This is a genomic window from Salibaculum sp. (genome assembly GCF_035270045.1).
Classification (GTDB): domain Bacteria; phylum Pseudomonadota; class Alphaproteobacteria; order Rhodobacterales; family Rhodobacteraceae; genus Salibaculum.
In genome coordinates, this window is record NZ_DATFIP010000004.1 from 59,407 (window position 1) to 84,222 (window position 24,816).

Genomic DNA, 24,816 nt, shown 5'->3' on the forward strand with positions numbered 1-24,816 from the left:
CGCGCCCCGCGGGGCGCGCCCTTTTTCATTCTTAGGCGCTTTGCCAGGTCAGCCCCGGCCGGTAGCGCGCGGCCACGCGACCCTCGTCCAGCGCGAGCAGGTGCAGCCAGTGATTGTCGAAAAGCGCCCTGACCTCGGGATGGGCCTCCAGCACCGCCGTGATCGCGTCTTGCGGGGCCTCGATCAGGACAGACAGGCGTAGCGGCTCGTGACGCAGAGCCTCGCCGTCATGCACCGCCTGCCAGGGCAGGCCGGGGCGGAGGCGACCGCCGTTGCCCTGCACGACGCCGATGCCGCTGGTGACATTGTGGATAAGCTTGTTGCCGCCGCCGAAAACCTCCGGTGCGACAGAGGACCCGTAGTATTGCAGGCTGATCCAACTGGCCACCACGACCGGGGCGGTCAGGATCAGCTCCAGCGTCGAGAACCCTTCATCGGCACGCCAGTCATAGCTGTGCAGGAAGGCGCGTCCGCCCAGGTCGCGCCCCGCGGTTGCTGCGCGCGGGGCCGCGATGAAGGCGGCGCATCCTGCCAACCCCCATTCGGGACGCACTTCCGCCCAGTCAAGGGCACGCCGCGAAATGGTGTCAGCTTGTGCGCCGGGCAGGGTCGGGGCGCGCTCGGCCCGGGCGATCCGGCTCGCCTGCGCCAGCCAGTCCTTGACAGGGGCCAGGTCGGCGGCCGCACTGTCCAGATCGTGCAGCGTCACCCTGTCGGTCGTGGTGTCGTGCAGCCCGGCAACGAAGAGCGTGTCCTCGGGCAGGGGCATCCCCCGCGCGGCCAGCCCGGCGCGCGTATCCGGGTCGTTGAGCAGCGCCGCCAGCATCCGCGCCGAGATCTCGCCGGTCTGGCCGCCGCAGGCGCCGCAGTGATAGGCGCTTTCGTGCGGGTTGTTGGTGACCTGTGCCCCGTGTCCCAACAGCAGCACGATCGGGGCGTGTCCCTCGGTCAGGCTCATGGCGCGCAGCACGGTTTCCGCGGTCTCGGCCTTGGCCTCGGGGCTCAGACCGCCGATCACCTGCGGGGCCGGATCGGGGGCGGCAGCCCTGTCCGGCCGACCCAGGGCTGCGCCCAGCAGTTTGCCCGCGTAAAGCGGCCCGGCCGCCTCGACGAAGGCGAAGGACGAGACAGCCGCCTGCCGGAACCGGCCCCAGGCCCTCTTGGCCCTGGCGGCGATCCGGACGGCCTGTTCCGTTTCCGGGTCGGCAGCGCTGGTTGTTTCGACTGCCGCGCTAAGAAGGACCGGCAGATGCGCCTCGGCCAGGTCGGAGCCTTGCGCGCGATGCGACAGCGGCAGGCCGAAGAATCCGGCGAAACCGATGGTCTCGATTCCCGGGTCAAGGCTTTCCAGCGCCCGCCGGAAAACCTCGGACCGGACGTCGATACAGAAGGCCGCCTGAAGCGTGGGGCGCGTCGCCGCAGCAACGGTGCCGCCGTCCAGAGCTTGGGCCAGACGGCGCTGGTGTGCCCGTTCGGCGGCCTCCTGCAGCACGGCCAGCGTCACGTCGGTTTGCCCTGGCGCGACCGGCTCGGCATGGGCGGCGAGGGTTTCGGCCCAGCGGCCGGCCAGGTCGGGCAGGTGGGCAAGCAAGGCCTCTTCCCAGATCAGCCGGATCGCCAGAAGCGCGGCGGGTGTCGTGTCGGTTTCGCCGCGCTGCCCGGCCTGCCAGTGCAGCCAGCGTGCGTGCTGCGCCCAGCCGCCCATGTCCATGAAGAGCCGGTGAAAGACGGTCTCGGCGGCCGCGCCGGACAGGCCAAGGGACCGCGCGGCGCGTAGCGTGGCACGGTCGGCCGTGTCCGGTGCGCCCAGGACATGTGCGCAGAAGCCCTGCAATCCCGCGATCTCGGGGGTCAGGTCATGGGTGGCCCACTCGCGCCAGGCCGCGAAGGCCTCCTGGCCCGGCCGCGGTGACCAGAGCGCCTGCCCCCGGTCGAAATGTCCCGCCGCCCAAAGGCCCAGTGTCCGGTCGATGAGTCCGGGCCAGTCAGTGCCCGTCTCGCGTGCGGCCAGGTCGGCGAGGGTCGGCAGGGGCCCGGCCGGAGCATCGGGCGGGGCACCCTGGGCCAGGGCCTTGAGGGCGTCTATGTCCTCGGGTTTCCGGGGGCTTGTCGCCGCAGCCAGGGCCTGTGACAGGTCGGCATCCGTGATGCGCCCCTTCGCGATGGCATCGGCGTAGGCGCCAGGTGCCTGCGTCGCCCCGGCCCCGGCGACGCGGTGCAGCCTGGCCGAGGCCGTGGCAAGGTCTTCCTCTGCCTGCCCCAGGAAGGGGTTGACCGCCACGGTTGCGGCCAGCGGAAAGGCCGGCGGCAGGGCACATGTGGCGGCCTCGACGGCTGACAGGATCTCGGATTGCTGTGCCGTGGTCGTCTCGTCGTGTTTCATGAACATGGATCAGTCCCCTCTGTCAGCCGGATTTGTTCAGCTTGAGCCCGCCGATTGCGCGGTCGAGCAGTGCATTCAGGTATAGCCCGTTGGCCAGGTGGACCCGCAGTCCCGCCGTTGCCGGGTGATGCGCCCAAAGCGGAAAGAGCGCCTGCGCCAGGGCCACCGCGCCGAAGGACGCCAGGGCCAGCAGGATCAGCGCCCAGCCCAGTGCCCCGGGTAGGGGGGCGTCGGGCAGCAACGGCGACCAGAGCGCCTCGGCCCCCGCCTGGAACGTGAAATAGGCCAACGCGGCGGCCAGGGAGGCGCCTGCCGTGCGCCGGGTCAGGGCCGCCGGCGCCATGTCGGCCAGCCCCTGGGCCACCAGATAGGCCACCCCGAAGATCAGGATCGCCCCCAATGCCAGCGCCTGCGGGGACTTTGGCCCCAACAGCACGGTGAAGCCGAACGCGATGACCCCGTAGAGCCCCAGTGCCAGTGCAAAGGCGCGTATCACCGCCCCCGGCCCGGGCACCGCCACGGGGCCGGGCCGCCGGAGAGAGGCGACGGTTGCCACCGCCCCGCCCGAGGACAGGAAGGCATGGGCCTTGTAGAGGGAATGCGCCAGGATGTGCAGCACCGCCAGCGGCCAGAGCCCCAGCCCGCATTGCAGCAACATGAACCCCATCTGCGAAACGGTGGACCAGGCCAGCCCGGTCTTGATCGCGCTTTGAGTCAACATGACCGTCGCGCCGAAAAGCGCCGTGAACCCGCCCGTCATGACCAGCGCCGCCATCGCTCCCGGGCTGTGCTGGATCAGGCCAGCGCTCGTCACCAGCAGCACGCCGCCCGCGTTTATGATCCCCGCGTGCAGAAGGGCCGACACCGGGGTCGGCGCTTCCATCACCTCGGTAAGCCAGCCGTGCAGGGGAAAGGCCGCGGTCTTGAGCAGGCCGGCCATCACGATCAGGGCGATGGCCAGCTGGCCCGCCACACCGGGGCCCTCTTGTGCGACCATGGCGGAAAGTGTAGCCAGGTTCGCCGTTCCGAACGTCAGGGTCAGCAGGATCGTGGCCAGCACGAGTGCCGTGTCGCCGCCATGCCAGACAAGCGCGAACTTGGTGGCCGCGCGGCGTGCCTCGGGCCGGTCTGGGTAGAAGAGAAGAAGCCGTTTCAACCCCAGCCCCACGGCAATGGCCGCCCCGGCCATTACCCAGAGGCTGCCCGCCTGAACGAAGACCAGCACCGCCGCCAGCACCGCCAGCATGAGCCCATGAAAGGCGCCCTCGCGCGCCTCGCCGTCGAGATAACGCCGACTGTAGCGCATCACGACCCAGCCAATGAAGCCGACCAGCAGTGCCAGCGCCAAGCTGATTGAATCGGCGCGCATGGCACCGTTGATCGGCCTCTGCAAGACAAGCTGCACCAGCCCAGCGACGCACAGGGCCAGGGCGACCAGTGCCGCCCCCTCGGAAAGCCGTGGCAGGGCGCCAGGACGGCGACCGGGCCGGCGCAACGCCAGTGTTGCGGCGGCCAGCAGGACGCATGGGGCAAGAAAGGACAGCGATAGGGCGGATGTCATGGATCACCTCCGGAACGTTGGGTTGACCCCTCACCTAGCGACTGGCAAAGATAGAAAAAATTTCATATTATACAAAAATCGTTCTATATTATAGAAGGTTCACCTGGTGCTCAATCTTCATCATCTGCGGCTGTTCCGGGCTGTGGCACGCGACGGGACCCTGACTGGTGCGGCGCGCGTTCTGAACATCTCGCAATCGGCGGTTTCGACCCAGGTCAGGGCGCTTGAGGCGGCGCTTGGCCAGGACCTTTTCGAGCGTCGTGGCCGCGCCCTTGTCCTGACCGAGGCCGGGCGCATCGCGTTGGACCATGCCGAGGAGATTTTTCGCACTGCCGACGACCTTTCGGCCAGTCTCCGCAGGGCCGAGACCTCGCGAAAGGCCCTGCGCATCGGGGCGCTGGCCACGCTCTCGCGCAATTTCCAGATGGCCTTCCTCGCGCCTCTGCTGGGCCGTTCGGATGTCGAGGTGGTGCTGCGTTCGGGCGGGCAGGAGGACCTGCTGCGCGGGCTGGAGGCGCTTTCCCTCGACGTGGTGCTGACGAACCTTGTGCCCGCGCGCGACGCGGCCAGTCCCTACCTCGTGCACCGCCTGGACGACCAGCCGGTCAGCCTGGTCGGTACGCCCGGTCGGGTGCCGCGCGGGACGGGGACGTTGCCGGAGCTTCTGGCGACGCATCCCTTGATCCTGCCCACGCCCGAGACATCCTTGCGGGCGGGCTTCGACGCGTTGCTGGACCGCCTAGACGTCGCCGCACGCATCGCCGCCGAGGCGGACGACATGGCGATGCTGCGGCTGCTCGCCCGGGCCGACGCGGGCTTGGCCGTTCTGCCCCCCATCGTCGTGCAGGATGAGCTGGAGGCGGGTCAGCTTGTCGAAGTCGCACGCCTTGAAGGCATCGAGGAGGTCTTTTGTGCCGTCACCATGCGGCGGCGTTTTCCCAACCCCTTGCTGGCCGAGGTCTTGGCCCCGGTCGAAGCGGCGCCATGATCAGCCACGCAGACGGTGCGGGACCAGTTGCGCCACGATCTCGGACTCGATTTCGGGCGGTCGCCCGGCCACGAGGTCGGCCACCAGACGGCTGGCGGCGGGGGCGGTCTGGAAGCCGTAGCCGCCTTGCCCGGCCATCCAGACGAAGGCCGGGTCGTCGGGGTCCGGCCCCAGCACCAGTTGCCGGTCAGGGGCGAAGGTGCGCAAACCGGCCCAGTTGGCCAGCATCCGCGTGACCTCGTAGTGCATGACGGCCTCGAACTGCGCCAGCCCCTCGGCCAGGACCATGTCGTCGGCCCAGGCATCCATGGGCGGCTGTGGGTCCTCGTCGGCGGGCGAGACGATAAGCGCGCCCGCGTCGGGCTTGGCATACCAGTCCTCGCCGGGCCCGAAGATCATCGGCCAGGCGGCGGGGTCCATGCCCTCGGGGGCGGGGATACGGGCCATGGACCGGCGCAGGGGATGCACGCCCAGCGGCTGGACCCCGGCCATATGTGCCACCCTGTCAACCCAGGCGCCCGCGGCGTTGACGATCGTGCCGGCCTCGAGGCGCTCGGTGCCGATGTCCACGCGCCATCCCGTCGCGGTCCGGTCAATGTGGCGTACCTCGGCGCGGGTGCGCACGGTGCCGCCTTGCGCGCGGATCTCGGCGGCGAAGTTCTGCACAAGCCGGTCCGTGTCGATGTCCCAGGCCTGGTCGTGGTAGCCCACCAGCGGTGCGGCTTGCGTGTCGAGGATGGGAAAGAGCGCGCCTGCCTCTTGGGCGGTGATCCGGTCCAGCCCCATTGTGGCCATGTCCGCCTCGAACCTGTCGCGATCGGCCTCCGCCGCGGCCAGCATCAGCCCGCGCGGGCTCAGGACGCCGCCGTTGGCCTCGTGGTGATAGGTGGCGCTGGCCTGGCTGAGCGCCATGGTCGAGGGCTTGCCGTAGCGCGTCTCGAACAGTGCCGCCGAGCGGCCCGACGCGTGAAAGGCCAGCGCATCCTCGCGTTCCAGCAGCGTGACCTGCCCGAGATGCGACAGCCTGGCCCCGACCGAGGCGCCGGCAATGCCGCCGCCGATAATGAGGAAATCCGTCATGGTGCCCCTAGCCATCGTGACATTTCGGACAGACAATCATGGGGATGGGAAAAGGAAAAGGGGCGCTAGTCGAGCCACGGTTTTGCGAGTTGCCGGGACGTCGATGCGCGAGGCACCGAACCGGAACCAATGCCGCGGGTTGCCACGGATCGACGGGCCGATCGGGCGACACGAGGATTTGACCAAATCAGGCGCGGCGCGCGACTTTTCGGCAGGTATGCCGATGAAGCATCGCGCCGCCGACGTGACGAACTGTCGCCCAGCGACCGATTGGTGCGCGGGGGCTCTTCGGTGCTGGCTTTGCCCTCTTTCATTTCTTGAATGACGCGGGTCCAACGGTTGCGTAGGGTGCGCGGACGCATGGCGCGACTGCAGTGTGCGCGTGATTATCAGGACAAAAGAAATGCCAGATACCGCTATCTACTGCATCAACCTCGCCCGACGCGAGGATCGGTGGGAAAAAATGCGTTGCCCAAGCCCAGACCAACGGGTTTGAACTCCTCCGCATCGATGCGCTTGACGCGCAAGATGACAAGGCAGCGGCCGCACTTGATGCATTGCCCCTGTCGGGGCCTGTGGGGACAATGTCCGCCTCCACAAGGGCTTGCTCCATGAGCCACAAGAAAGCGTGGCAAACCTTCGTTGATAGCGGGGCGGACTATGCGGTGTTTCTCGAAGATGACTTCATCGCGTCTGCAAGAATGATGGAAACGATAGAAGCCCTCAGACGCTTGAACCCGCCACTCGACGTTGTGAAAATTGCCACACTTCCAGGGGCTAAAAGCAAGAAGATACTGGCGCAAAAGGTCCACCGGATCGACGAGCTGGGTCAATCGATCTACCGGGTCAAGTCGCTCTTTGTCGGCTCCTTCGGATATGTTTTGTCGCGAACGGCGGCCGCTCGCGCGATTTCAAGGATCGCGCAATCCGGCCTCCCGGTCGATCATTTCCTGTTCAACCCCGCCCGGACCAGGCACACGCTGGGGCTGCCGATCCACGTCGTCGATCCCTGCGTCATCACACTCGATACTGGTTCGGTATCCGACATAGGCATGAATCGAACGACAGGGTCCAGGACGTTGATGCATGCGCGTCGGTCCTTCTACGAGGCGGGTACGATCAAGGGTGCGCTTGTCGGCCTCTTGCTGGGTAAGTTCCATGTAATTCAGCCGAGCTTCCAGCGCTGACCATGCAAGAAAGGCCCGCCGGGTGGCGGGCCTTCTGCGTGTCGTAATACCTGGATCAGGAGGGGACTTCGCCCTCAATCCCTTCGACATAGAAGTTCATGCCCACCAGCAGGCCATCGTCGGCAACTTCGCCCTCGGCGAGGAACTGGGTGCCATCCTGCTTGTTCAGCGGACCCGTGAAGGGGTGGTACTCGCCCGCCGCGATGCTGTCACGCAGGGCCTCGGCCTCGGCCTTCACGTCGTCGGGCACGGCCGTGGAAATCTCGCCGATGCCGACCATGCCGTCACCGATGCCTTGCCAAGTGTTCACGCTTTCCCAGGTGCCGTCCATGACCGCCTGCACGCGGTCGATGTAGTAGGGCGCCCAGTTGTCGATGATGGACGAGATCCGCGGCTTGGGCGCGAACTCGGCCATGTCGGCGGCCTGTCCGAAGGTGTAGACGTCGCCGGCCTCCTGGGCTGCGGCATGCGGTGCGGTGGAATCGGTGTGCTGAAGCACGACGTCGCAGCCCTGTTCGATCAGCGCCTGAGCTGCGTCGGCTTCCTTGGCCGGGTTGAGCCATTCGAAGATCCAGATGATCTTGAATTCCACGTCCGGGTTGACTTCGCGTGCATGGATGAACGCGGCGTTGATGCCGCGCACCACTTCCGGGATCGGCACCGAGGCGATGTAGCCCACACGATTCGACCGCGTCATGTGCCCGGCCAGTTTGCCCTGAACCGCGCGGCCCTCGTAGAAGCGGGCGGAGTAGACGCTGACGTTATCGGCGGTCTTGTAGCCGGTGGCATGTTCGAACATGACGTCAGGGAATTTGGCGGCCACGTTGACCGTCGGGTCCATGAACCCGAAGGACGTGGTGAAGATGAGGCTGCAGCCCTGCAGGCACATCTGGGTCAGCACGCGTTCGGCGTCGGGCCCCTCGGGGACGCTTTCCTGGTAGACCAGTTCGATCTGGTCCCCGAAGTGTTCGACCATTTCCATGGCCGAATGGTGGTGGTGCTGGGTCCAGCCGCCGTCGTTGATCGGGCCGACATAGACGAAGCCGACCTTCATGGGGCCGTCCTGCGCGCGCAAGGGCGCGCCGATGGCGGCTGCAAAGGCAGCGGTGGCCCCGGTTTTCAGTAGCGTTCTGCGTTTCATTGGTCTCTCCCGGTTGGTGGGGCGCCAGACGCCCCGGTTCGTGTTTGGCCTCAGCGCGAGGCGTGGAAGGTCTTGCCCAGCGAGCCGGGCGCGCGTCCGGCCGCCAATATGACAAGGACAACGATGGTCGCAACATAGGGTGACATGGACAGGTACTCGACGGGGATCGCCAGCCCCGCCGCCTGAAGGTTGAGCTGCAATACGGTCACGCCGCCAAAAAGATAGGCACCCAGCAAAAGCCTCAGGGGCTTCCATCCGGCGAAAACGACGATGGCCAGCGCGATCCAGCCTGCGCCGGCGGTCATGCCCTCGGTCCACTGGGGCACACGGACAAGACTGATGTAGGCCCCGCCGAGGCCCGCGCAGGCCCCGCCGAACATGATCGCGCCGAAGCGGATCAGCACCACCGGGTAGCCCAGGGCATGGGCGGCGTCGTGATTCTCGCCGACCGCGCGCAGCACCAGCCCGGCGCGGGTGCGGGTCAGGAAATACCAGACCGCGAGGACCAGCAGCAGTCCGACATAGACCATCCCATCGTGGCGAAAGGCGATCTGGCCCAGAACCGGCAGGTCCGACAGGACGGGGATGTCCAGCTTGGGAAAGGCGGGCGGGCGCGCACCGGCAAAGCTCTGGCCCAGCAGGGCCGAAAGACCCAGCCCGAACAGCGTCAGCGCCAGCCCCGTTGCCACCTGGTTTGACAGCAGGATCTGCGTGAGCACGGCAAAGAGGAATGACAGCAGCAGACCGCCCAGCGCGGCGCCGGCAAAGCCCAGCCAGGCGTTTCCTGTCAGCGTTGAGAAGATGATGCCGCAGGCCGCGCCGGTGATCATCATCCCCTCGACGCCAAGGTTGAGCACGCCCGCGCGTTCGACCACCAGTTCGCCAAGCGCGGCCAGCAGGATCGGGGTCGAGGCCACCATGAGCGACGCCAGAAGCAGCAGCGGGTTGATCGCGGACAGGTCCATCAGGCCACCTCGCGCCGGCCGAACCGGATCCGGAAATTCGTCATCACGTCCACCGCCAGAAGGAAGAACAGCAGCATTCCCTGGAACAGCTGGATCGCCGAGCGCGGAAGTTGCAGGTTCATCTGCGCCAATTCTCCGCCGATATAGGTCAGCGCCATCAGCAGGCCCGCAAGCAGGATGCCCAGCGGGTGCAGCCGGCCGAGGAAGGCCACGATGATCGCGGTAAAGCCGTAGCCCACGTTGAAACTGGCCAGGACCTGGCCCGATGGGCCGGCGACCTCGAACATGCCCGCCATGCCGGCCAGGCCCCCCGATAGCCCGAGGCAGATCAGCACCATCCTGTTGGCGCTGACGCCGGCGAAGGCGGCGGCGCGGGGGCTTTGCCCGGCCAGCCGGACGTTGAAGCCGAAGATGTGACGCGACAGCAGGATGTAGGCTGTGACCACTGCAAAAAGGGCGGCGATCACGCCCCAGTGCATCCCCGTATTGGTGATCAGTTCCGCGTTATGGGCCGCCGGGTATTGTTGCAGGTTGCGGCTGCCCGGAAAGCCCATGCCTTCGGGGTTGCGCAGCAGGCCCAGCGCCATGGCGTCCAGCAGGAAATCGGCAACGTAGACCAGCATCAGCGAGACTAGGATCTCGTTGGTCTTGAACCGCACGCGCAAAATGCCCGGAATCATTGCCCAGAGCAGCCCGCCAAGCGTGCCCGCCACGATCATCAATGGAAAGATCAGCCAGCGCGCCTCGGACGGGTAGAAGGCCAGGGCGAACCCCGCGCCGAACAGTGCGCCCATGATATACTGTCCCTCGGCGCCGATATTCCAGATGCCCGCGCGGAATCCGAAGCTCAGGCCGATGGCGATCAGGATGAGCGGCGCGGCCTTGACCAGCAGCTGGGGCCGGAAATACCCGGCGAAATCGCCGAAGAGCGGGTCCCAGAATATCGTGCGGATCGCCTCGACCGGGGGTTTGCCGAGCGCGGCAAAGACGATGCCGCCGGCCACCATGGTCACGACGACGGCGAGTAAGGGCGACAGAAAGGACCAGGTCCGCGAGGGCTGCGGTCGGCGTTCAAGGGTGATCATGCGCTGTTCCCCTGTCCGGTTCGATCAGGCCACCACATGGGCCACCTCCATGTCGTGGGCGCCGCCCAGCATCAGGCCAACCTCCTCGATGGTCAGGCCCTTGGCGGGGCGCGGGGGGCTCAGGCGGCCCTCGTTGAGGGCCGCGAAGTCATCGGCGATCTCCATCAATTCGTCCAGGTCCTGGCTGATGACCACCACGGCGGTGCCCTCGGCGGCCAGGTCCAGGATCGCCTGCCGGATTGCGGCGGCCGCGCTGGCGTCGACACCCCAGGTGGGCTGGTTGACCACCAGCACGTCCGGGTCCTGCAGGATTTCCCGACCGATGACGAATTTCTGCAGGTTCCCCCCAGAGAGTGAGCGCGCCACGTTTCCGGGGCCGGGGGTGCGCACGTCGAAGCGGTCGATGATCGTGCTGGCAAAGTCGCGTGCGCCGTTCCAGTCAACGAAGCCGTTCTTGACGAGGTGTTTGCGCGTCTTGCCCGACAGCGCGGCGTTTTCCGTAAGCGTCATGTCCGGCGCTGCGGCGTGGCCCAGCCGCTCCTCGGGGGCCGCGCACAGCCCCAGCGCCCGCCGCGCATTGGTGCTCAGCCGGCCAATGGGCCGGTCCCGCAGGCGCACCATGTCCGGCGCGACCGCCATCTCGCCCGACAAGGCCAGGAGCAATTCGTCCTGCCCGTTGCCGGCGACGCCACCGATGCCCAGAACCTGGCCCGCGCGCACTTCGACCGAAATGTCACGCAGCGGCATGCCGAACTCCTGCGGCGAGGGCGCCGAAAGCCCGTCTAGCGTGAGCAGGACCTCGCCCGCGCGGCCAGCCTCGCGCTCGGGAACGTGCAGCGTGCCGCCGACCATCATCTCGGCCATTTCCCGGGCCGAGACGTCGCGCGGGACGCAATCGCCCACGACTTCGCCCAGGCGCAGGATCGTGGCAGTATCGCAAAGCGCGCGGATCTCTTCCAGCTTGTGCGAGATATAAAGGATCGCGGTGCCTTCGGCCTTGAGCTTGCGCAGCGTCTCGAACAGGATTTCGACCTCTTGAGGGGTCAGCACGCTGGTGGGTTCGTCCATGATCAGCAGCTTGGGGTCCTGCAGCAGGCAACGGATGATCTCGACCCGCTGGCGTTCCCCCGCGGAAAGGTCGCCCACGATGCGCGTGGGGTCCAGCGGCAGTCCGTACTGGTCCGAGACCTCGCGGATGCGCGTCGACAGATCGCGCAGGGGCGGCGGATTTTCCATGCCCAGGGCCACGTTCTCGGCGACGGTCAGGGCGTCGAAAAGGGAAAAATGCTGGAATACCATGGTGATCCCGGCCGCGCGGGCGGCCTTGGGATCATTGGGTTCATGAGGTTTTCCATCCAGGTGCATGGCCCCGCTGTCGGGCTTGACCAGGCCGTAGATCGCCTTGACCAGCGTGGATTTCCCGGCGCCATTCTCGCCCAGCAGCGCGTGTACCTCGCCCTGCTCGATCTCGAAGGATACATCCCTGTTGGCGATGACGCCGGGATAGGCCTTGGTCAGCCCGGCCAAGGCCAGAAGCGGTCGTGTCATCCTGTCCCGTCCCCCTGGGCTGTATTGCGGCCCGGCGCTGACAATAGACCCGCCGCCGTGCCCACGGCAATGGCCTGCGGGTGCTTGCCCAGGCCCGGGTCGCCGATGGGGCAGGCGATGCGCGAAATCTGGGCATCGCTGTGGCCCAAGGCGGCAAGCCGTGATCGGAACCGCGCCCATTTGGTCGCCGACCCGATCAGGCCGCAGCTGGCGAACCCGTGCCCCAGCAGGGCATGACAAAGCTTGAGGTCAAGATCGTGGGAATAGGTGACGATCAGATGATCGGCCTGCGCGGGGGCATGAGGAACCAGCCTTGCGGGGTCCGCTGCCACGACGGGCGTGACGTTCCCGGGCAGGGTTTCGGGAAACCGGTGGGTGCTCACGTCGATCAGGGTCGGGGCGAAATCGGGCAGCGGCCCGAAAACACCGGCCAGCGCCCGGCCCACATGGCCCGCCCCCCAGATCCAGAGCGGCCGGCCCGCGGGCGCGGGCAGGGTGTCGGCGCTGGCGAAGTCAAGCACGACCGAGCCACCGCAGCACTGGCCCAGCGCCGGGCCCAGCGGCATTGTCTCGCGGTGTGTCTGGCGGTTTTCCCGGATCATCCGGCGTGCTGTGGAGATGGCCTGCCATTCCAGCGCGCCCCCACCGATCGTGCCCTCGATACCGTCCGGGCCGACCAGCATCTCTGTCCCCGCGTCGCGTGGGGCCGAACCTGCCGTCGATGCGACCCGGACCCGGATCAACCCTCTGCCCTCCGGACGGCGCGCAGCACCTCCTCGGCTGTGGCGGGGGCCTGCAGATCGGGAAAGGCCGGCCCGCAGGCCGCGCAGGCATTCGACAGCGCGAGATGCGCGGAGATGCCCAGCATGAAAGGCGGCTCGCCCACCGCCTTGGAGCGATAGATGGTTTCGGCGCGGTTCTCGCCCTCCCACAATGCCACGTTGAAGATGTCGGGCCGGTCGGAACAGGCCGGGATCTTGTAGGTGCTTGGTGCGTGGGTGCGCAGGCGACCGCTATCGTCCCACCACAGTTCCTCGGTGGTCAGCCAGCCCGCGCCCTGGACGTAGCCGCCCTCGATCTGGCCCATGTCCAACGCCGGGTTGAGCGAGGCGCCCGCGTCATGCAGGATATCCGTGCGCAGGATGCGGTTTTCGCCGGTCAGGGTGTCGATGACGACCTCGGTGATGGCTGCGCCATAGGCGAAATAGAAGAAGGGGCGTCCCTTGCCGGAGAGACGGTCCCATGCAAGCTCCGGTGTCTTGTAGAACCCGGTGGCCGAGAGGCTGATGCGGTTCTCGTAGGCGATTTTCGCGGCCCTTTCAAAGGTCAGGGTTTCCGCGCCCACGTGAACTTCGCCCTCGGCAAAGGTCACTGCGGAGGGCTCCACCTGGTGCAGCTCGGCCAGGCATTCGGCGATGCGGTCGCGGATCGTGTCGCAGGCCGCTTTCACCGCCATGCCGTTCAGGTCCGACCCGGACGAGGCCGCGGTGGCCGAGGTGTTGGGCACCTTGCCGGTATCCGTCGCGGTGATCTTGACCGCCTCCAACGGCAGGCCGAAGCGGCTGGCCGCGACCTGCGCGACCTTCTGGAACAGACCCTGGCCCATCTCCGTGCCGCCATGGTTCATGTGGACCGACCCGTCCTGGTAGACATGCACCAGCGCGCCCGCCTGGTTGAGGTGGGTCAGCGTGAAGGAGATGCCGAACTTGACCGGGCTGAAGGCGATCCCCTTCTTGAGCCGCGCGTTGGCCGCGTTCCAGTCGGCCACGGCGGCCGTACGGCTGGCGTAATCCGCACGCTCCAGCAGGCTGTCGGTCATCTCGTGCAGGATGAAGTCCGTCACCTCCATGTGGTAGGGGGTGGTGTTGCTGTTCTCGGGGGGGCGAGCGGGTGCGAACTCGCCGCCAAGACGTTTCGCCGCCCCGAGGCCGGCGCTGAGTTGCGCCGCCTCGCCCCCCTCGGGGTGCGCCGCGCGGTAGTAGTTGCGCCGCCGCAGCGCCACCGGGTCGAGGCCCAGCGTGTGCGCGAGGTGGTCCATCACCCGCTCGATCCCGACCATGCCTTGCGGGCCACCGAAGCCGCGAAACGCCGTGGCCGAGGCCATGTTGGTGCGCAGCCGGTGCGAGGTGATCCGCGCGTGCGGCAGCAGATAGGCATTGTCCGCATGCAGCATGGCCCGGTCGGCAACGGGCAGGCTCAGGTCCTGCGCCCAGCCGCAACGCGTGTATTGCGTGAAATCGACGGCCAGCAGGCGGCCGTCCTCATCATGGCCCACGTCGTAGTCGATTCGGAAATCGTGTCGCTTTCCGGTGATGGTCATGTCGTCATCGCGGTCGTAGCGCATCCGGGCGGGGTGCCCCGTGGCCGCCGCCGCCACCGCGCAGGCCACGGCCAGCGCGTTGCCCTGGCTTTCCTTGCCACCGAATCCGCCGCCCATGCGCCGGGTTTCGACCCGCACGGCATGCATCGGGACACCCAGCGCATCAGCCACCTTGTGCTGGATCTCGGTCGGGTGCTGGGTCGAGGACTGCACGACCATATCGCCGCCTTCCTGCGGCAGGGCCAGCGCGGCCTGTCCTTCGAGGTAGAAATGCTCCTGCCCGCCCATCTCGATCCGCCCCGACAACCGATGCGGTGCCTGCGCGAGCGCCGCCTCCACGTCGCCCTTGGCATAGACGCGCGGACCCGCTTCGAACCGCCAGTTCTTTTCCAGCGCCTGTTCGATGGTCAGGACGGGGTCCTCTTCGTCATAGCTGACCGCGCCCAGCCGGGCGGCCCTGCGCGCTGCAAGATGGCTGTCGGCCACCACCAGGAAAAGCGGTTGGCCATGGTAATGCACCGCGCCGTCGCACAGCAGCGGCTCGTCATGCAGGCTGGGCGATACATCGTTGTCGCCGGGCAGGTCCTCGGCCGTCAGTACCGCGATGACACCGGGGGCGGCGCGCACCTGCCCAAGGTCCATCGCGTTGACGCGACCGCGGGCGATGGTGCTCAGCCCGAAGGCCAGATGCACGGTGTTGGCGGGCACGGGAATGTCGTCGACGTAGCGCGCCTGGCCGGTGACATGCAGCGCGGCGGCGTCATGCGGGGTAGGGGTGTGCACGCTCATGCCGTGACCTCCAGCACATGGGTGGCCCGCCCTGACAGGTCATCGAAATAGCGGGTCAGCAGGCCCTGCGCGACCTGCAGCCGGTAGGCGGACGAGGCACGCATGTCGCTGAGTGGCTGGAAGTCCTCGGCCAATTTCACGGCGGCGGCGGCAATGGTCTCGGCCTGCCAGGGTCGGTTTACCAGTGCGGCCTCGGTTGCGGCAGCTCGTTTCGGAATGCCGGCCATGCCGCCAAAGGCGATGCGGGCCTCCGCGACGGTGCCGGCGGTGACGGTGACGTTAAAACACCCGCACAGCGCCGAGATGTCCTGGTCGAAGCGTTTGGAAATCTTGTAGCAGCGCAAAGCAGGCGCGGACTTGGGCAGGGTGACGGCCTCGACGAATTCGCCCGGCTGTCGGTCCTGTTGGCCGTAATCGAGGAAGAACTCCTCGATCGGCATCTCGCGGCGGGTATCGCCGTGGCGCAGATGCAGCGTCGCGCCGAGCGCGATCAGCGCCGGAGGATTGTCCCCGATTGGCGAGCCATTGGCGATATTGCCGCCCATGGTGGCCGCATTGCGCACCTGGTCCGAGCCGTAGCGGCGCACAAGCTCGGCGTAGGAGGGATGCAGAGGCCGCAGGGCGTGCAGCACGTCGGTCATGGTGGCGGCGGCCCCGATGCGCAGCGTCTCGCCCAGGTCGGTGATGCCGCGCAGGTCGTCACAGCGGTTCAGAAAGGCCACCGGGTCAAGATCACGCAGGTCCTTCGTGACCCACAGCCCGACATCAGTTGCGCCGGCGATCAGCGTCGCCTCGGGGTGCGCGGCATACCACTCGGCCAGGGCGTCGCCCGTTTCGGGCAGGAAGGGGCTGTTTTCGTCGGCCCCAAGATGCGTGATACCGTCCGGCCCGGCCCGGTCGCGGGCCAGGTGAGGCGGCACCGGTGCATCTTCCGCGGCTCGCGCGGCGCGGATGATCGGGGCATAGCCGGTGCAGCGGCACAGGTTTCCCGCCAGAGCGTCGTCATGATCCGTCCGTCCCGAGGCATGGGCCGTGGCCATGGCGACGACGAACCCCGGTGTGCAGAACCCGCATTGCGAGCCGTGCTGGGCCACCATTTCCCGCTGAACCGGGTGCAGGCTGCCATCGGGGGCGGCCAGCCCCTCGACCGTGCGCACGGACTTGCCGTGAAGTTGCGGCAGGAACAGGATGCAGGCATTGAGAGCGCGGTGGCCGCGCTCGTCCGTGACCATGACGGTGCAGGCGCCGCAATCGCCCTCGTTGCACCCCTCCTTTGTGCCGGTGAGGCCGCGGTTCTCGCGCAGCCAGTCCAGAAGCGTACCCGTTGCCGGGGCCTCTGTTTGCACGGTCTCTCCGTTCAGAAGAAACGTGATCATCATCTGGTTGACCCGCCGCGGTACTTTCTTGTTGTCGGGTTGTTCCGGTGCTCCGTCGATGCGGCGTAGACAGGCACCCCCGTTCCCGGAAGTTCGATCATGAAAACCGTTGGCACGGCGCTTTGACAAGCCTTTTCGCGGCCGAAAGGACTGTTCGGGGAAATTTGAAACTGCATCGTGGTCAAAAAGAAGGCAGCACGGTCGCCAAAGGGGCGGGAGGCGCAACATTGCCGCCCGGATCAGCCCTTCGCCCTCGGGGCGAGGGCGGCGGCCAACGCGCCGTCCCGGTCCATGTGGCTTTCCCAGATGCGACGCTGCCATACCAGCCAACCTTGGACCTGTGTCAGCGGCCCCTCCTCGATATGGCAGGTGCGAACCCGGCCCTTCTTGACCGACCGCACAAGGCCACTGCGTTCCAACACCTTGAGATGCCGCATGAATGTGGGCAGGGCTATGGCATGTGGCTCGGCCAATTCGGAGACGGTGGCCGGGCCACTGGCAAGGCGCTCGATCACGGCGCGGCGCGTCGGGTCCGCGAGGGCGGCGAAAGTCGTGTCCAATTCGTTAGCCATTTAGCTAAGTTATTCCGTCTGCTGGGGCCGTTCAAGACAGTGCGTCATTCGGCCAAGTATTTTGCCGCTTCAAATGCCACGCTCGATCTTCACCCCGCCGCGCCGGGCGCCTAACGTGGTGCTCATGAGCAGTCCCCGATTCATCCATTTGCGCACCCATACCGAATACTCCCTGCTGGAAGGCGCGGTCCCGGTGAAGAAACTGCCCGGCATGGCGGCCGAGGCCGGCATGCCCGCCGTGGCGGTCACCGATACGGATAACTTGTTCTGCGCGCTGGAATTCTCAGAAACCGCCGCAAAGGCGGGAATCCAGCCCATCATCGGCTGCCAGGTCGATCTGCGCTACATGAACCCCGAGCCGGGCAAACGCGCCGAGCCGCCCGCGCCGCTGGTTCTGCTGGCGCAGTCCGAGCGCGGCTATGCGCACCTGATGAAACTCAACACCTGTCTCTACCTGCGCGGCGACGGGGCGCTGGCCCATGTCACGCTGGATGAACTGGCCGCTCATTGCGAGGATGTCATCTGCCTGTCGGGCGGGCCGGACGGGCCGGTGGGGCGGTTGCTACGGTCGGGCCAAAGACCGGTGGCCGAGGCGCTGATGACCCGCCTGGCCGGGATCTTCGGTGACAGGTTCTACGTGGAATTGCAGCGCCACCCGGGTGAGGACGGCTTGCCCGAGGCCGAACGGCTATCCGAGCGCGGCCATGTCGAAATGGCCTATGCCATGGGGCTGCCGCTGGTGGCCACCAATGATGTCTATTTCCCGAAAACGGAGATCTACGAGGCCCACGATGCGTTGATCTGCATCGCCGAGGGCGCCTACGTGGACCAGAACGAACCGCGCCGCCGCCTGACGTCCCAGCACTACTTCAAGACGCAGGACGAAATGGCGGCGCTGTTCGCGGACCTGCCCGAGGCACTGGAAAACACCGTCGAGATCGCGCGGCGCTGTGCCTTTCGCGCCCATACGCGCGACCCGATCCTGCCACGATTCGCTGACGACGAGGTGCAGGAGTTGCGCCGCCAGGCCAACGAGGGGCTGCAGGCGCGGCTGGCCGTCATCCCCCATGCGGCCGGCGTCGAAGACTACCAGAAGCGGCTCGATTTCGAACTGGATATCATCGAAGGAATGGGCTTTCCCGGATATTTCCTGATCGTGGCCGATTTCATCAAGTGGTCAAAGGAACAGAACATCCCCGTCGGGCCGGGGCGCGGCTCGGGAGCGGGCAGCCTCGTGGCCTATGCGCTGACGATCACCGACTTGGACCCGCTGCGCTATTCGCTGTTGTTCGAACGCTTCCTGAACCCCGAACGCGTCTCGATGCCGGACTTCGACATCGACTTCTGCATGGACCGGCGCGAGGAAACGATCCGCTACGTGCAAGAGAAATACGGCCGCGACAAGGTGGGCCAGATCATCACCTTCGGTGCGCTTCTGTCCAAGGCGGCCGTGCGCGACGTGGGCCGCGTGTTGCAGATGCCCTATGGGCAGGTGGACAAGCTGTCGAAGATGATTCCGGTTGAAGGGGTCAAGCCCGTCAGTATCGAGAAGGCCCTCGCGGACGAGCCGCGCCTGCGCGAGGCCGCCAAGGAAGAAGAGGTCGTGGGCCGGCTGCTGACCTATGGCCAGCAGGTCGAGGGGCTTTTGCGCAATGCCTCGACCCATGCCGCCGGGGTTGTCATTGGCGACCGCCCGCTGGACGAGTTGGTGCCGCTCTACCAGGACCCCCGATCCGACATGCCCGCGACCCAGTTCAACATGAAATGGGTGGAACAGGCCGGCTTGGTCAAGTTCGACTTCCTGGGTCTTAAGACGCTGACGGTGATCCAGAACGCGGTGGACCTGATCCTGAAATCGGGCCGTCCGCTGCACCAGGCCGCCGACGGCACCCAGCTTTACGACCCCGAACCGGGGACCGAGAACCAGATCAACGCGATCCCGCTGGAGGACGAGGCGAGCTACGCGCTCTACGCCGCTGCAAAGACCGTGGCCGTGTTCCAGGTGGAAAGCACGGGCATGATGGACGCGCTGCGGCGCATGAAGCCGGACTGCATCGAGGACATCATCGCGCTGGTCGCGCTCTACCGACCCGGGCCGATGGAGAACATCCCCAAGTTCTGCGAGGTCAAGAACGGCCAATCCGAGCGCGATTACCTGCACCCCTCGATCGACCATATCCTGGACGAAACCCAGGGCATCATCGTCTACCAGGAGCAGGTGATGCAGATCGCGCAGGAAATGGCGGGCTATTCCCTTGGCGGCGCCGACCTGCTGCGCCGTGCAATGGGCAAGAAGATCCAGGAGGCCATGGATGCCGAACGCCCCAAGTTCATCGAGGGGGCCAAGGCAAACGGCGTGGACGAGACCAAGGCGGTGGAGGTGTGGAACCTTCTCGACAAGTTCGCCAATTACGGCTTCAACAAGTCGCACGCCGCCGCCTATGCCGTGGTCAGCTACCAGACGGCCTGGCTCAAGGCGAACCACCCCGTGGAATTCATGGCCGGGGTGATGAACTGCGACATCCACCTGACCGACAAGCTGGGCGTCTATTTCCAGGAGGTGAAGAAGGGCCTCGGCCTGCCCTGGGCGCCGCCCTGCGTGAACCGCTCTCAGGCCATGTTCGACGTGCAGGATGGCACGCTGATCTACGGGTTGGGGGCGCTCAAGAACGTGGGCGTCGAGGCGATGAGGCTGATCGTCGCGGGGCGTCAGGAGGGCGGGCAAGACAGGCCCTTTGCCACGCTTTTCGATTTCGCGCGCCGGGTGGATCTCAAGCGCATCGGCAAACGGCCACTGGAGATGCTTGCGCGCTCTGGCGCTTTCGACGTGCTTGACCCGAACCGACATCGGGTTTTGGAAAGCCTTGAGCCGCTCATGGGCTATTCTGCGGCCGTCCAGGATCAGAAATCGTCAAGCCAGGTGTCGCTTTTCGGAGAGGCGGGCGACGACCTGCCCGAACCGCGCCTGTCGGCCGTGCAGGATTGGCTGCCCGCCGAACGGCTGGCCGAGGAATTCAAGGCGGTGGGGTTTTACCTGTCGGGCCATCCGTTGGACGATTACATGCCGGCCCTGCGCCGACAGAAGGTCATGACCCTCGACGAGGTCACCGACCGGGCCGAGCGTGGACCGCATGTCGCGAAAATGGCCGGCACCGTTTCGGCCAAGCAGGAACGCAAGTCGGCGCGTGGCAACCGCTTTGCCTTCGTCCAATTGTCCGATCCGACGGGCAGCTACGAGGTCACGATGTTCTCGGACACGCTGGAGGTCGCGCGCGACCATCTGGAAACCGGCGCGCAGGTCGTCATCACCGTCGAGGCCACGCTGGAGGCCGACCAGTTGAAGCTGCTGGGCCGCACCGTTGCGCCCATAGACACGGCGGTGGCGGATGCGGGGGCGACGGGCCTGCGTGTCTTCCTGGCCGAGGAGGAGCCGCTGGGTACCATCGCCACGATTCTTGAGGATGCGAAGTCCGGCGGGGCGCGGGGGGCGCGGGGTCCGATTACCTTCACGGTCGACACCCGCAGCGCGGCCGGCGAGGTCGACATCGATCTGCCTGGCGATTTTCCGGTCAATCCGCAGATCAAGGGCGCGCTGCGCTCGCTGCCCGGCGTGATCGAGGTGCAGGAGGTCTGAGGACCTACCAGTGCGGCGGTTTCTGGTCGGCCAGCGGCACGCCCGCGCCACTATCGTAGTCGCGCTGGGCCTCGCGGTCCATCAACAGGGCGACCCGGCGGGTCAGCTTGTCGATCTCGCCCTCTTGCCGGGCGATGACGTCTGACAGGTCATCCACCGTGCGCATCAGGTGGGCGACCTTCTCTTCAAGGGCGGTGCGGTCTTCCATGCGCGTGACATAAGGGTGAAACCGGCGTCTTGCCAAGGGGCGATACGTTGCGCCCCGGCGCGGGCCGGGTTAAACGCGCGACGACACGTGACCCGCGCAAGGATCCCGACATGGCCAAGCAGAAGAAAGCCCAGCGCCCCAAGGCGGTGACGCCCAAGGGGTTCCGCGACTATTTCGGCGCCGAGGTCGAGGGCCGCGCCGAGATGCTGCGCAAGATCGCCGGGGTCTACCATCGCTACGGCTTCGAGGCGCTGGAAAGCAGCGCGGTCGAGACCGTCGAGGCGCTGGGCAAGTTCCTGCCTGACGTGGACCGTCCCAACGAAGGGGTCTTCGCCTGGCAGGAAGCGGATGTGCCCGGCGGTGGCGGCGGCGACTGGCTGGCGCTGCGCTATGACCTGACCGCGCCGCTGGCCCGCGTCTATGCCCAGCACCGCAACGAATTGCCGACCCCCTATCGCCGCTACGCCATGGGGCCGGTCTGGCGCAACGAGAAACCCGGCCCGGGCCGATTCCGGCAGTTCTATCAGTGCGATGCCGACACCGTCGGCAGCGCCTCGATGGCCGCCGATGCCGAGATCTGCGCGATGCTGGCCGACACGCTGGAAGAGGTCGGCATCCCGCGCGGCGACTACGTGATCCGGGTGAACAACCGCAAGGTGCTGAATGGGGTATTGGAGGCGGCTGGCGTGATCAAATCCTCCGGTCCGCCCCACGATATTCAAGATATTACTATTGAGCTTCACTATAACGAGAAAATCGCTGATGCCGTCCTGCGCACCATCGACAAGTTCGACAAGGTCGGGGAGGCCGGCGTGCGGGAGTTGTTGGGCAAGGGGCGGCTCGATGCCTCCGGCGCCTATATCGACGGCGTGGGGCTGAGCGCGGAGCAGGCCGACCCGGTGGTTGCCTTCCTCACGTCCAAGGACGCGGATGCGGCCGGGACGCTGGCCAACCTGCGCGCCGCCGTTGGCGACAGCAAGATGGGCGCGGAGGGCGTCGCCGAACTCGAACAGATCGCTGACCTCCTCGCCGCCCAAGGCTACGGCCCCGACCGCATCGTCATCGACCCCTCCGTCGTCCGGGGCCTCGGCTACTACACTGGCCCGGTCTACGAGGCGGAACTGACCTTCGAAATCACCGATGAAAAGGGCCGCCCGCGCCAGTTCGGCAGCGTGGCGGGTGGAGGGCGCTATGACGACCTCGTCAAGCGCTTCACCGGGCAGGAAGTGCCGGCCACGGGGGTTTCCATCGGGGTTGACCGGCTGCTGGCCGCGCTGCACGCCAAGGGGCGGATGCAGTCCGAAACGACGGGACCGGTTGTCGTCACCGTCATGGACCGCGACCGCATGGCCGACTACCAGAAAATGGTGGCCGAGTTGCGCAACGCGGGCATCCGGGCCGAGGCCTACCTCGGCAATCCCAAGAATTTTGGCAACCAGCTGAAATACGCGGACAAACGCCAGTCCCCCGTCGCCATCATCGAAGGCGCGGACGAGAAGGCCAAGGGCCTCGTCCAGATCAAGGACCTGGTGCTCGGGGCCCGGATCGCCGAGACGGCCAGTGTCGAGGAATGGAAAGACCGACCCAGCCAGGTCGAGGTGCCGCGGGATCAGATGGTTGCGAAAGTGCAAGAAATCCTGAAGGGGCAGAGCCAGTGACACGCTCCGTCTACCGCGCCGAGGGCCGCGCCATCGGTGAGCGTTGCCTTGCCGCCCTGCGCGCAGCCGGGGCGGCGCCCGTTGACGCCGACATTCTGCAACCGGCCAGCGTTCTGCTGGACCTCTACGGTGAGGATATCCGGGGCCGCGCCTATGTCACCGCCGACCCGCTGCGCGGTGAACAGATGCTGCGCCCCGACTTCACCGTTCCCATCGTGCGCCGCCACATGGAAGACGGGGCAGAGCCTGCGCGCTACACCTACATGGGCGCGGTCTTTCGCCAGCAAGAGGTGGACGAGGCCCGTGCAACGGAATCGCTTCAGGTCGGTTACGAGCTGTTCGACCGCGACCGGCCCCGCGCCGATGCCGAGGTCTTTGCCACCATTGCGGGCCTGCTGGGCGATGCGCCGCTGCGCGCGGCGACGGGGGACATCGGCATCCTGCGCGCCGCCGTGCTGGGCCTGAACACCACCGACCGGCGCAAGGCCGCGCTGCTGCGTCATCTCTGGCGCCCGCGCAGGTTCCGGCAGTTGCTGGACCGGTTCGGTGGCCGCCGCCCGGTGCCGCCGGCCCGTGAAGCCCTGCTGGCGCAGGTTGATCCCGTGGCCGACTTGCCGCCCGTCATGGGGCTGCGCAGCGCGGAAGAAATCGCCTTTCGCTTGGAGGCCCTGCGCGAGGATGCAGCGGCCGACCCTATCTCGGTCACCGAACTGGAGCTGATCGACGCCCTGCTGGCGCTGTCGGAGACGAGTCCCAACGTGCTGGCCTACCTGCGCGACCTTTCCGTGGACATGCCCGCCATCGGTGCGGCGGTTGACGGGCTGTCGGCGCGGCTGGACGCGCTGGCCGCGCGGGGCGTGGATGTCGAAGCGCTGCCCTTCGAGGGCAGCTATGGCCGCACCTCGATGGAGTATTACGACGGTTTCGTTTTCGGGTTCTACGCTGAAAGCCGCCCGGACCTGCCGCCGGTGGCCACCGGCGGGCGGTATGACGCGCTGACCGCGGTGCTGGGTGGCGGCACAGGTGTTCCGGCGGTGGGCGGCGTGATCCGCCCCGAACTGCTGGCCGAACTGGAGGTCGGGGCATGACGCTGAAATTGGGCGTGCCGTCCAAGGGACGGCTGATGGAAAAGACCTTCGACTGGTTCGCCGACCGCGGCGTGACCCTGCGCAAGTCGGGGGATGAACGCGAGTACGCTGGCGCGGTCGAGGGGATCGAGGGTGTCGACCTGGTGCTGCTATCGGCTGGTGAGATCCCGCGCGACCTGGCCGCGGGCCGCATCCACCTTGGGGTTACAGGCTCTGACCTGGTGCGCGAGAAGCTTGCGGGCTGGGACAGCCGCGTGCGCGAACTGGCGCCGCTGGGATTCGGCGGGGCGGACCTGGTGATCGCCGTGCCACAGGCCTGGATCGACGTGGACACGCTCGATGACCTGGACGCGGTGGCGGCGGCCTTTCGCGCCGCCCACGGACACCGCTTGCGCATCGCCACGAAGTATCACCGGCTGGTGCGCGAGTTCCTGCGCCAGCACGGTGTTGCCGACTACCAGCTGGTCGACAGCCAGGGCGCGACCGAGGGCACCATCCGCAATGAAACCGCCGAGGCCATCGCCGATATCACCTCGACGGGCGAGACCCTTCGCGCCAACGGTCTGAAGATCCTGTCGGACGGGCTGATCCATTCCAGCCAGGCCACCCTGTTCCGAGGCCGCCGCGGCGGTTGGACCCCGGCACAACGCGCGACGTTGCAGGCGTTGGACGCGAAGCTGGGCCTTTAGCGCGGCCGGATTTTGCAGAAAATCCTGCGCTGCCTTCACAGTACCCCGATTTCGGCAAGCGCAGCGCTCAGCTCGGGGGGCAGGTCTTCTTCCTGCGCGCGGCCCTCGGGCAGGTCGCGGGGGGCGTCCTCGGGCTTGAGGTAGCGCCAGCCCTGGAAGGGGCGTTTGGGGACGGGCGTCACGCGGATGATCTGCGGGTCAAGCACGATGGCGCAGCGGCGGATGCCGTCGCCCCCCTGCACCTCGTCCAACCGCAAGATGCGCTGGCGGCACTGGATCAGCCGCTTGACAACCCAGTAGATCGACCCGCCCTGCAAAAGCTCGGCCTCGCGCTTGGGCCGCATCCGGGTGATGTGACACGGACATCCGTCCGCCGTCTGCGCGCGCTTTTGGGATTGCCACCGCGCCATGGCTTCGACAGTCTCGCTGCCCACTGACAATTTTTGCAGATGCAGTTTCGCGGTCACGTCGTCCACCCCAGATGTTCGCATGTTGTTCACATGGCGCTCTAGACTTGGTAAGGTAAGCGTCTTTCGTTGATTCT

19 protein-coding genes are annotated in these 24,816 nt (G+C 66.9%); 6 read left to right on the forward strand and 13 right to left on the reverse strand.

The window, feature by feature from the left end:
• Positions 1–31 precede the first annotated feature (31 nt).
• Both VJ897_RS01005 and VJ897_RS01010 read right to left on the reverse strand, forming a co-directional pair.
• On the reverse strand, positions 32–2,389 hold the full coding sequence (locus VJ897_RS01005; protein WP_324052396.1) for a YbcC family protein: 2,358 nt from the start codon (positions 2,387–2,389) through the stop codon (positions 32–34).
• Positions 2,390–2,405: 16 nt separating this feature from the next.
• The gene (locus VJ897_RS01010) at positions 2,406–3,944 is read right to left on the reverse strand and encodes a proton-conducting transporter transmembrane domain-containing protein (protein WP_324052397.1); all 1,539 of its coding nucleotides are present in this window, start codon (positions 3,942–3,944) and stop codon (positions 2,406–2,408) included.
• A 103-nt stretch (positions 3,945–4,047) separates the two neighbouring features.
• Here VJ897_RS01010 and VJ897_RS01015 point away from each other — a divergent pair, with 103 nt between their 5' ends.
• Positions 4,048–4,932, forward strand: a complete 885-nt coding sequence (locus tag VJ897_RS01015; RefSeq protein WP_324052477.1) for a LysR family transcriptional regulator — start codon at positions 4,048–4,050, stop codon at positions 4,930–4,932.
• On the opposite strand, the gene VJ897_RS01020 is transcribed toward VJ897_RS01015, so the two are convergent.
• Positions 4,933–6,012: an NAD(P)/FAD-dependent oxidoreductase gene (locus VJ897_RS01020; RefSeq protein ID WP_324052398.1), complete on the reverse strand. Its 1,080-nt coding sequence runs from the start codon at positions 6,010–6,012 to the stop codon at positions 4,933–4,935.
• Positions 6,013–6,461: 449 nt separating this feature from the next.
• Between VJ897_RS01020 and VJ897_RS01025 the strand changes: the two genes are divergently transcribed.
• The gene (locus VJ897_RS01025) at positions 6,462–7,199 is read left to right on the forward strand and encodes a glycosyltransferase family 25 protein (RefSeq protein ID WP_324052479.1); all 738 of its coding nucleotides are present in this window, start codon (positions 6,462–6,464) and stop codon (positions 7,197–7,199) included.
• A gap of 55 nt (positions 7,200–7,254) precedes the next feature.
• Here the strand turns inward: VJ897_RS01025 and VJ897_RS01030 are convergent, their stop codons facing one another.
• The 8 genes from VJ897_RS01030 to VJ897_RS01065 form a co-directional block, all read right to left on the reverse strand.
• Positions 7,255–8,340: a BMP family ABC transporter substrate-binding protein gene (locus tag VJ897_RS01030; protein WP_324052400.1), complete on the reverse strand. Its 1,086-nt coding sequence runs from the start codon at positions 8,338–8,340 to the stop codon at positions 7,255–7,257.
• Between the two features lie 50 nt (positions 8,341–8,390).
• Complete coding sequence (locus VJ897_RS01035; RefSeq protein WP_324052402.1) at positions 8,391–9,305, reverse strand: ABC transporter permease; 915 nt, start codon at positions 9,303–9,305, stop codon at positions 8,391–8,393.
• Entirely contained in the window at positions 9,305–10,390 is a 1,086-nt protein-coding gene (locus VJ897_RS01040) for an ABC transporter permease (protein ID WP_324052404.1), read from the reverse strand. Before VJ897_RS01040 ends, VJ897_RS01035 begins: the two co-directional genes overlap by 1 nt.
• Positions 10,391–10,414: 24 nt before the next feature.
• Entirely contained in the window at positions 10,415–11,938 is a 1,524-nt protein-coding gene (locus VJ897_RS01045; protein ID WP_324052406.1) for an ABC transporter ATP-binding protein, read from the reverse strand.
• Positions 11,935–12,768 carry a xanthine dehydrogenase accessory protein XdhC gene (xdhC, locus tag VJ897_RS01050; protein ID WP_414706646.1) on the reverse strand — a complete coding sequence of 278 codons (834 nt, stop codon included), beginning with the start codon at positions 12,766–12,768 and terminating at the stop codon, positions 11,935–11,937. The genes VJ897_RS01045 and xdhC overlap by 4 nt, the downstream gene beginning before the upstream one ends.
• Positions 12,678–15,047: a xanthine dehydrogenase molybdopterin binding subunit gene (gene xdhB, locus VJ897_RS01055; protein ID WP_324052409.1), complete on the reverse strand. Its 2,370-nt coding sequence runs from the start codon at positions 15,045–15,047 to the stop codon at positions 12,678–12,680. The genes xdhC and xdhB overlap by 91 nt, the downstream gene beginning before the upstream one ends.
• A complete protein-coding gene (gene xdhA / locus VJ897_RS01060; RefSeq protein ID WP_324052410.1) occupies positions 15,044–16,426 on the reverse strand; it encodes a xanthine dehydrogenase small subunit in 1,383 nt (460 codons plus the stop codon). The genes xdhB and xdhA overlap by 4 nt, the downstream gene beginning before the upstream one ends.
• A 236-nt stretch (positions 16,427–16,662) precedes the next feature.
• The gene (locus VJ897_RS01065; RefSeq protein ID WP_324052413.1) at positions 16,663–16,995 is read right to left on the reverse strand and encodes an ArsR/SmtB family transcription factor; all 333 of its coding nucleotides are present in this window, start codon (positions 16,993–16,995) and stop codon (positions 16,663–16,665) included.
• 124 nt (positions 16,996–17,119) lie between these two features.
• On the opposite strand from VJ897_RS01065, the gene dnaE reads away from it, so the two are divergent.
• Complete coding sequence (dnaE, locus tag VJ897_RS01070; protein ID WP_324052415.1) at positions 17,120–20,629, forward strand: DNA polymerase III subunit alpha; 3,510 nt, start codon at positions 17,120–17,122, stop codon at positions 20,627–20,629.
• A gap of 4 nt (positions 20,630–20,633) precedes the next feature.
• On the opposite strand, the gene VJ897_RS01075 is transcribed toward dnaE, so the two are convergent.
• Entirely contained in the window at positions 20,634–20,837 is a 204-nt protein-coding gene (locus VJ897_RS01075) for a SlyX family protein (protein ID WP_324052417.1), read from the reverse strand.
• Positions 20,838–20,947: 110 nt separating this feature from the next.
• Between VJ897_RS01075 and hisS the strand changes: the two genes are divergently transcribed.
• Genes hisS through hisG form a run of 3 tightly spaced genes read left to right on the forward strand, consistent with a single transcriptional unit; the run spans position 20,948 to position 24,272 of the window.
• On the forward strand, positions 20,948–22,495 hold the full coding sequence (gene hisS / locus VJ897_RS01080; protein WP_324052419.1) for a histidine--tRNA ligase: 1,548 nt from the start codon (positions 20,948–20,950) through the stop codon (positions 22,493–22,495).
• The gene (locus VJ897_RS01085) at positions 22,492–23,583 is read left to right on the forward strand and encodes an ATP phosphoribosyltransferase regulatory subunit (RefSeq protein ID WP_324052421.1); all 1,092 of its coding nucleotides are present in this window, start codon (positions 22,492–22,494) and stop codon (positions 23,581–23,583) included. Before hisS ends, VJ897_RS01085 begins: the two co-directional genes overlap by 4 nt.
• On the forward strand, positions 23,580–24,272 hold the full coding sequence (gene hisG / locus VJ897_RS01090) for an ATP phosphoribosyltransferase (protein WP_324052423.1): 693 nt from the start codon (positions 23,580–23,582) through the stop codon (positions 24,270–24,272). The genes VJ897_RS01085 and hisG overlap by 4 nt, the downstream gene beginning before the upstream one ends.
• 35 nt (positions 24,273–24,307) lie before the next feature.
• Here hisG and VJ897_RS01095 read toward each other — a convergent pair whose 3' ends face one another.
• Positions 24,308–24,763 carry a DUF1489 family protein gene (locus tag VJ897_RS01095; RefSeq protein ID WP_414706641.1) on the reverse strand — a complete coding sequence of 152 codons (456 nt, stop codon included), beginning with the start codon at positions 24,761–24,763 and terminating at the stop codon, positions 24,308–24,310.
• Positions 24,764–24,816 lie beyond the last annotated feature (53 nt).

Bases quoted from the DNA above. Each gene is read 5' to 3' on its own strand.
- VJ897_RS01010 (WP_324052397.1), bottom strand. From the start codon at position 3,944: ATGACATCCGCCCTATCGCTGTCCTTTCTTGCCCCATGCGTCCTGCTG.
- VJ897_RS01030 (WP_324052400.1), bottom strand. From the start codon at position 8,340: ATGAAACGCAGAACGCTACTGAAAACCGGGGCCACCGCTGCCTTTGCA.
- hisS (WP_324052419.1), top strand. From the start codon at position 20,948: ATGGCCAAGCAGAAGAAAGCCCAGCGCCCCAAGGCGGTGACGCCCAAG.
- VJ897_RS01075 (WP_324052417.1), bottom strand. From the start codon at position 20,837: ATGGAAGACCGCACCGCCCTTGAAGAGAAGGTCGCCCACCTGATGCGC.
- VJ897_RS01095 (WP_414706641.1), bottom strand. From the start codon at position 24,763: ATGCGAACATCTGGGGTGGACGACGTGACCGCGAAACTGCATCTGCAA.
- dnaE (WP_324052415.1), top strand. From the start codon at position 17,120: ATGAGCAGTCCCCGATTCATCCATTTGCGCACCCATACCGAATACTCC.
- VJ897_RS01040 (WP_324052404.1), bottom strand. From the start codon at position 10,390: ATGATCACCCTTGAACGCCGACCGCAGCCCTCGCGGACCTGGTCCTTT.
- hisG (WP_324052423.1), top strand. From the start codon at position 23,580: ATGACGCTGAAATTGGGCGTGCCGTCCAAGGGACGGCTGATGGAAAAG.
- VJ897_RS01005 (WP_324052396.1), bottom strand. From the start codon at position 2,389: ATGTTCATGAAACACGACGAGACGACCACGGCACAGCAATCCGAGATC.
- VJ897_RS01035 (WP_324052402.1), bottom strand. From the start codon at position 9,305: ATGGACCTGTCCGCGATCAACCCGCTGCTGCTTCTGGCGTCGCTCATG.
- VJ897_RS01020 (WP_324052398.1), bottom strand. From the start codon at position 6,012: ATGACGGATTTCCTCATTATCGGCGGCGGCATTGCCGGCGCCTCGGTC.
- VJ897_RS01045 (WP_324052406.1), bottom strand. From the start codon at position 11,938: ATGACACGACCGCTTCTGGCCTTGGCCGGGCTGACCAAGGCCTATCCC.
- xdhB (WP_324052409.1), bottom strand. From the start codon at position 15,047: ATGAGCGTGCACACCCCTACCCCGCATGACGCCGCCGCGCTGCATGTC.
- VJ897_RS01065 (WP_324052413.1), bottom strand. From the start codon at position 16,995: ATGGCTAACGAATTGGACACGACTTTCGCCGCCCTCGCGGACCCGACG.
- xdhA (WP_324052410.1), bottom strand. From the start codon at position 16,426: ATGATGATCACGTTTCTTCTGAACGGAGAGACCGTGCAAACAGAGGCC.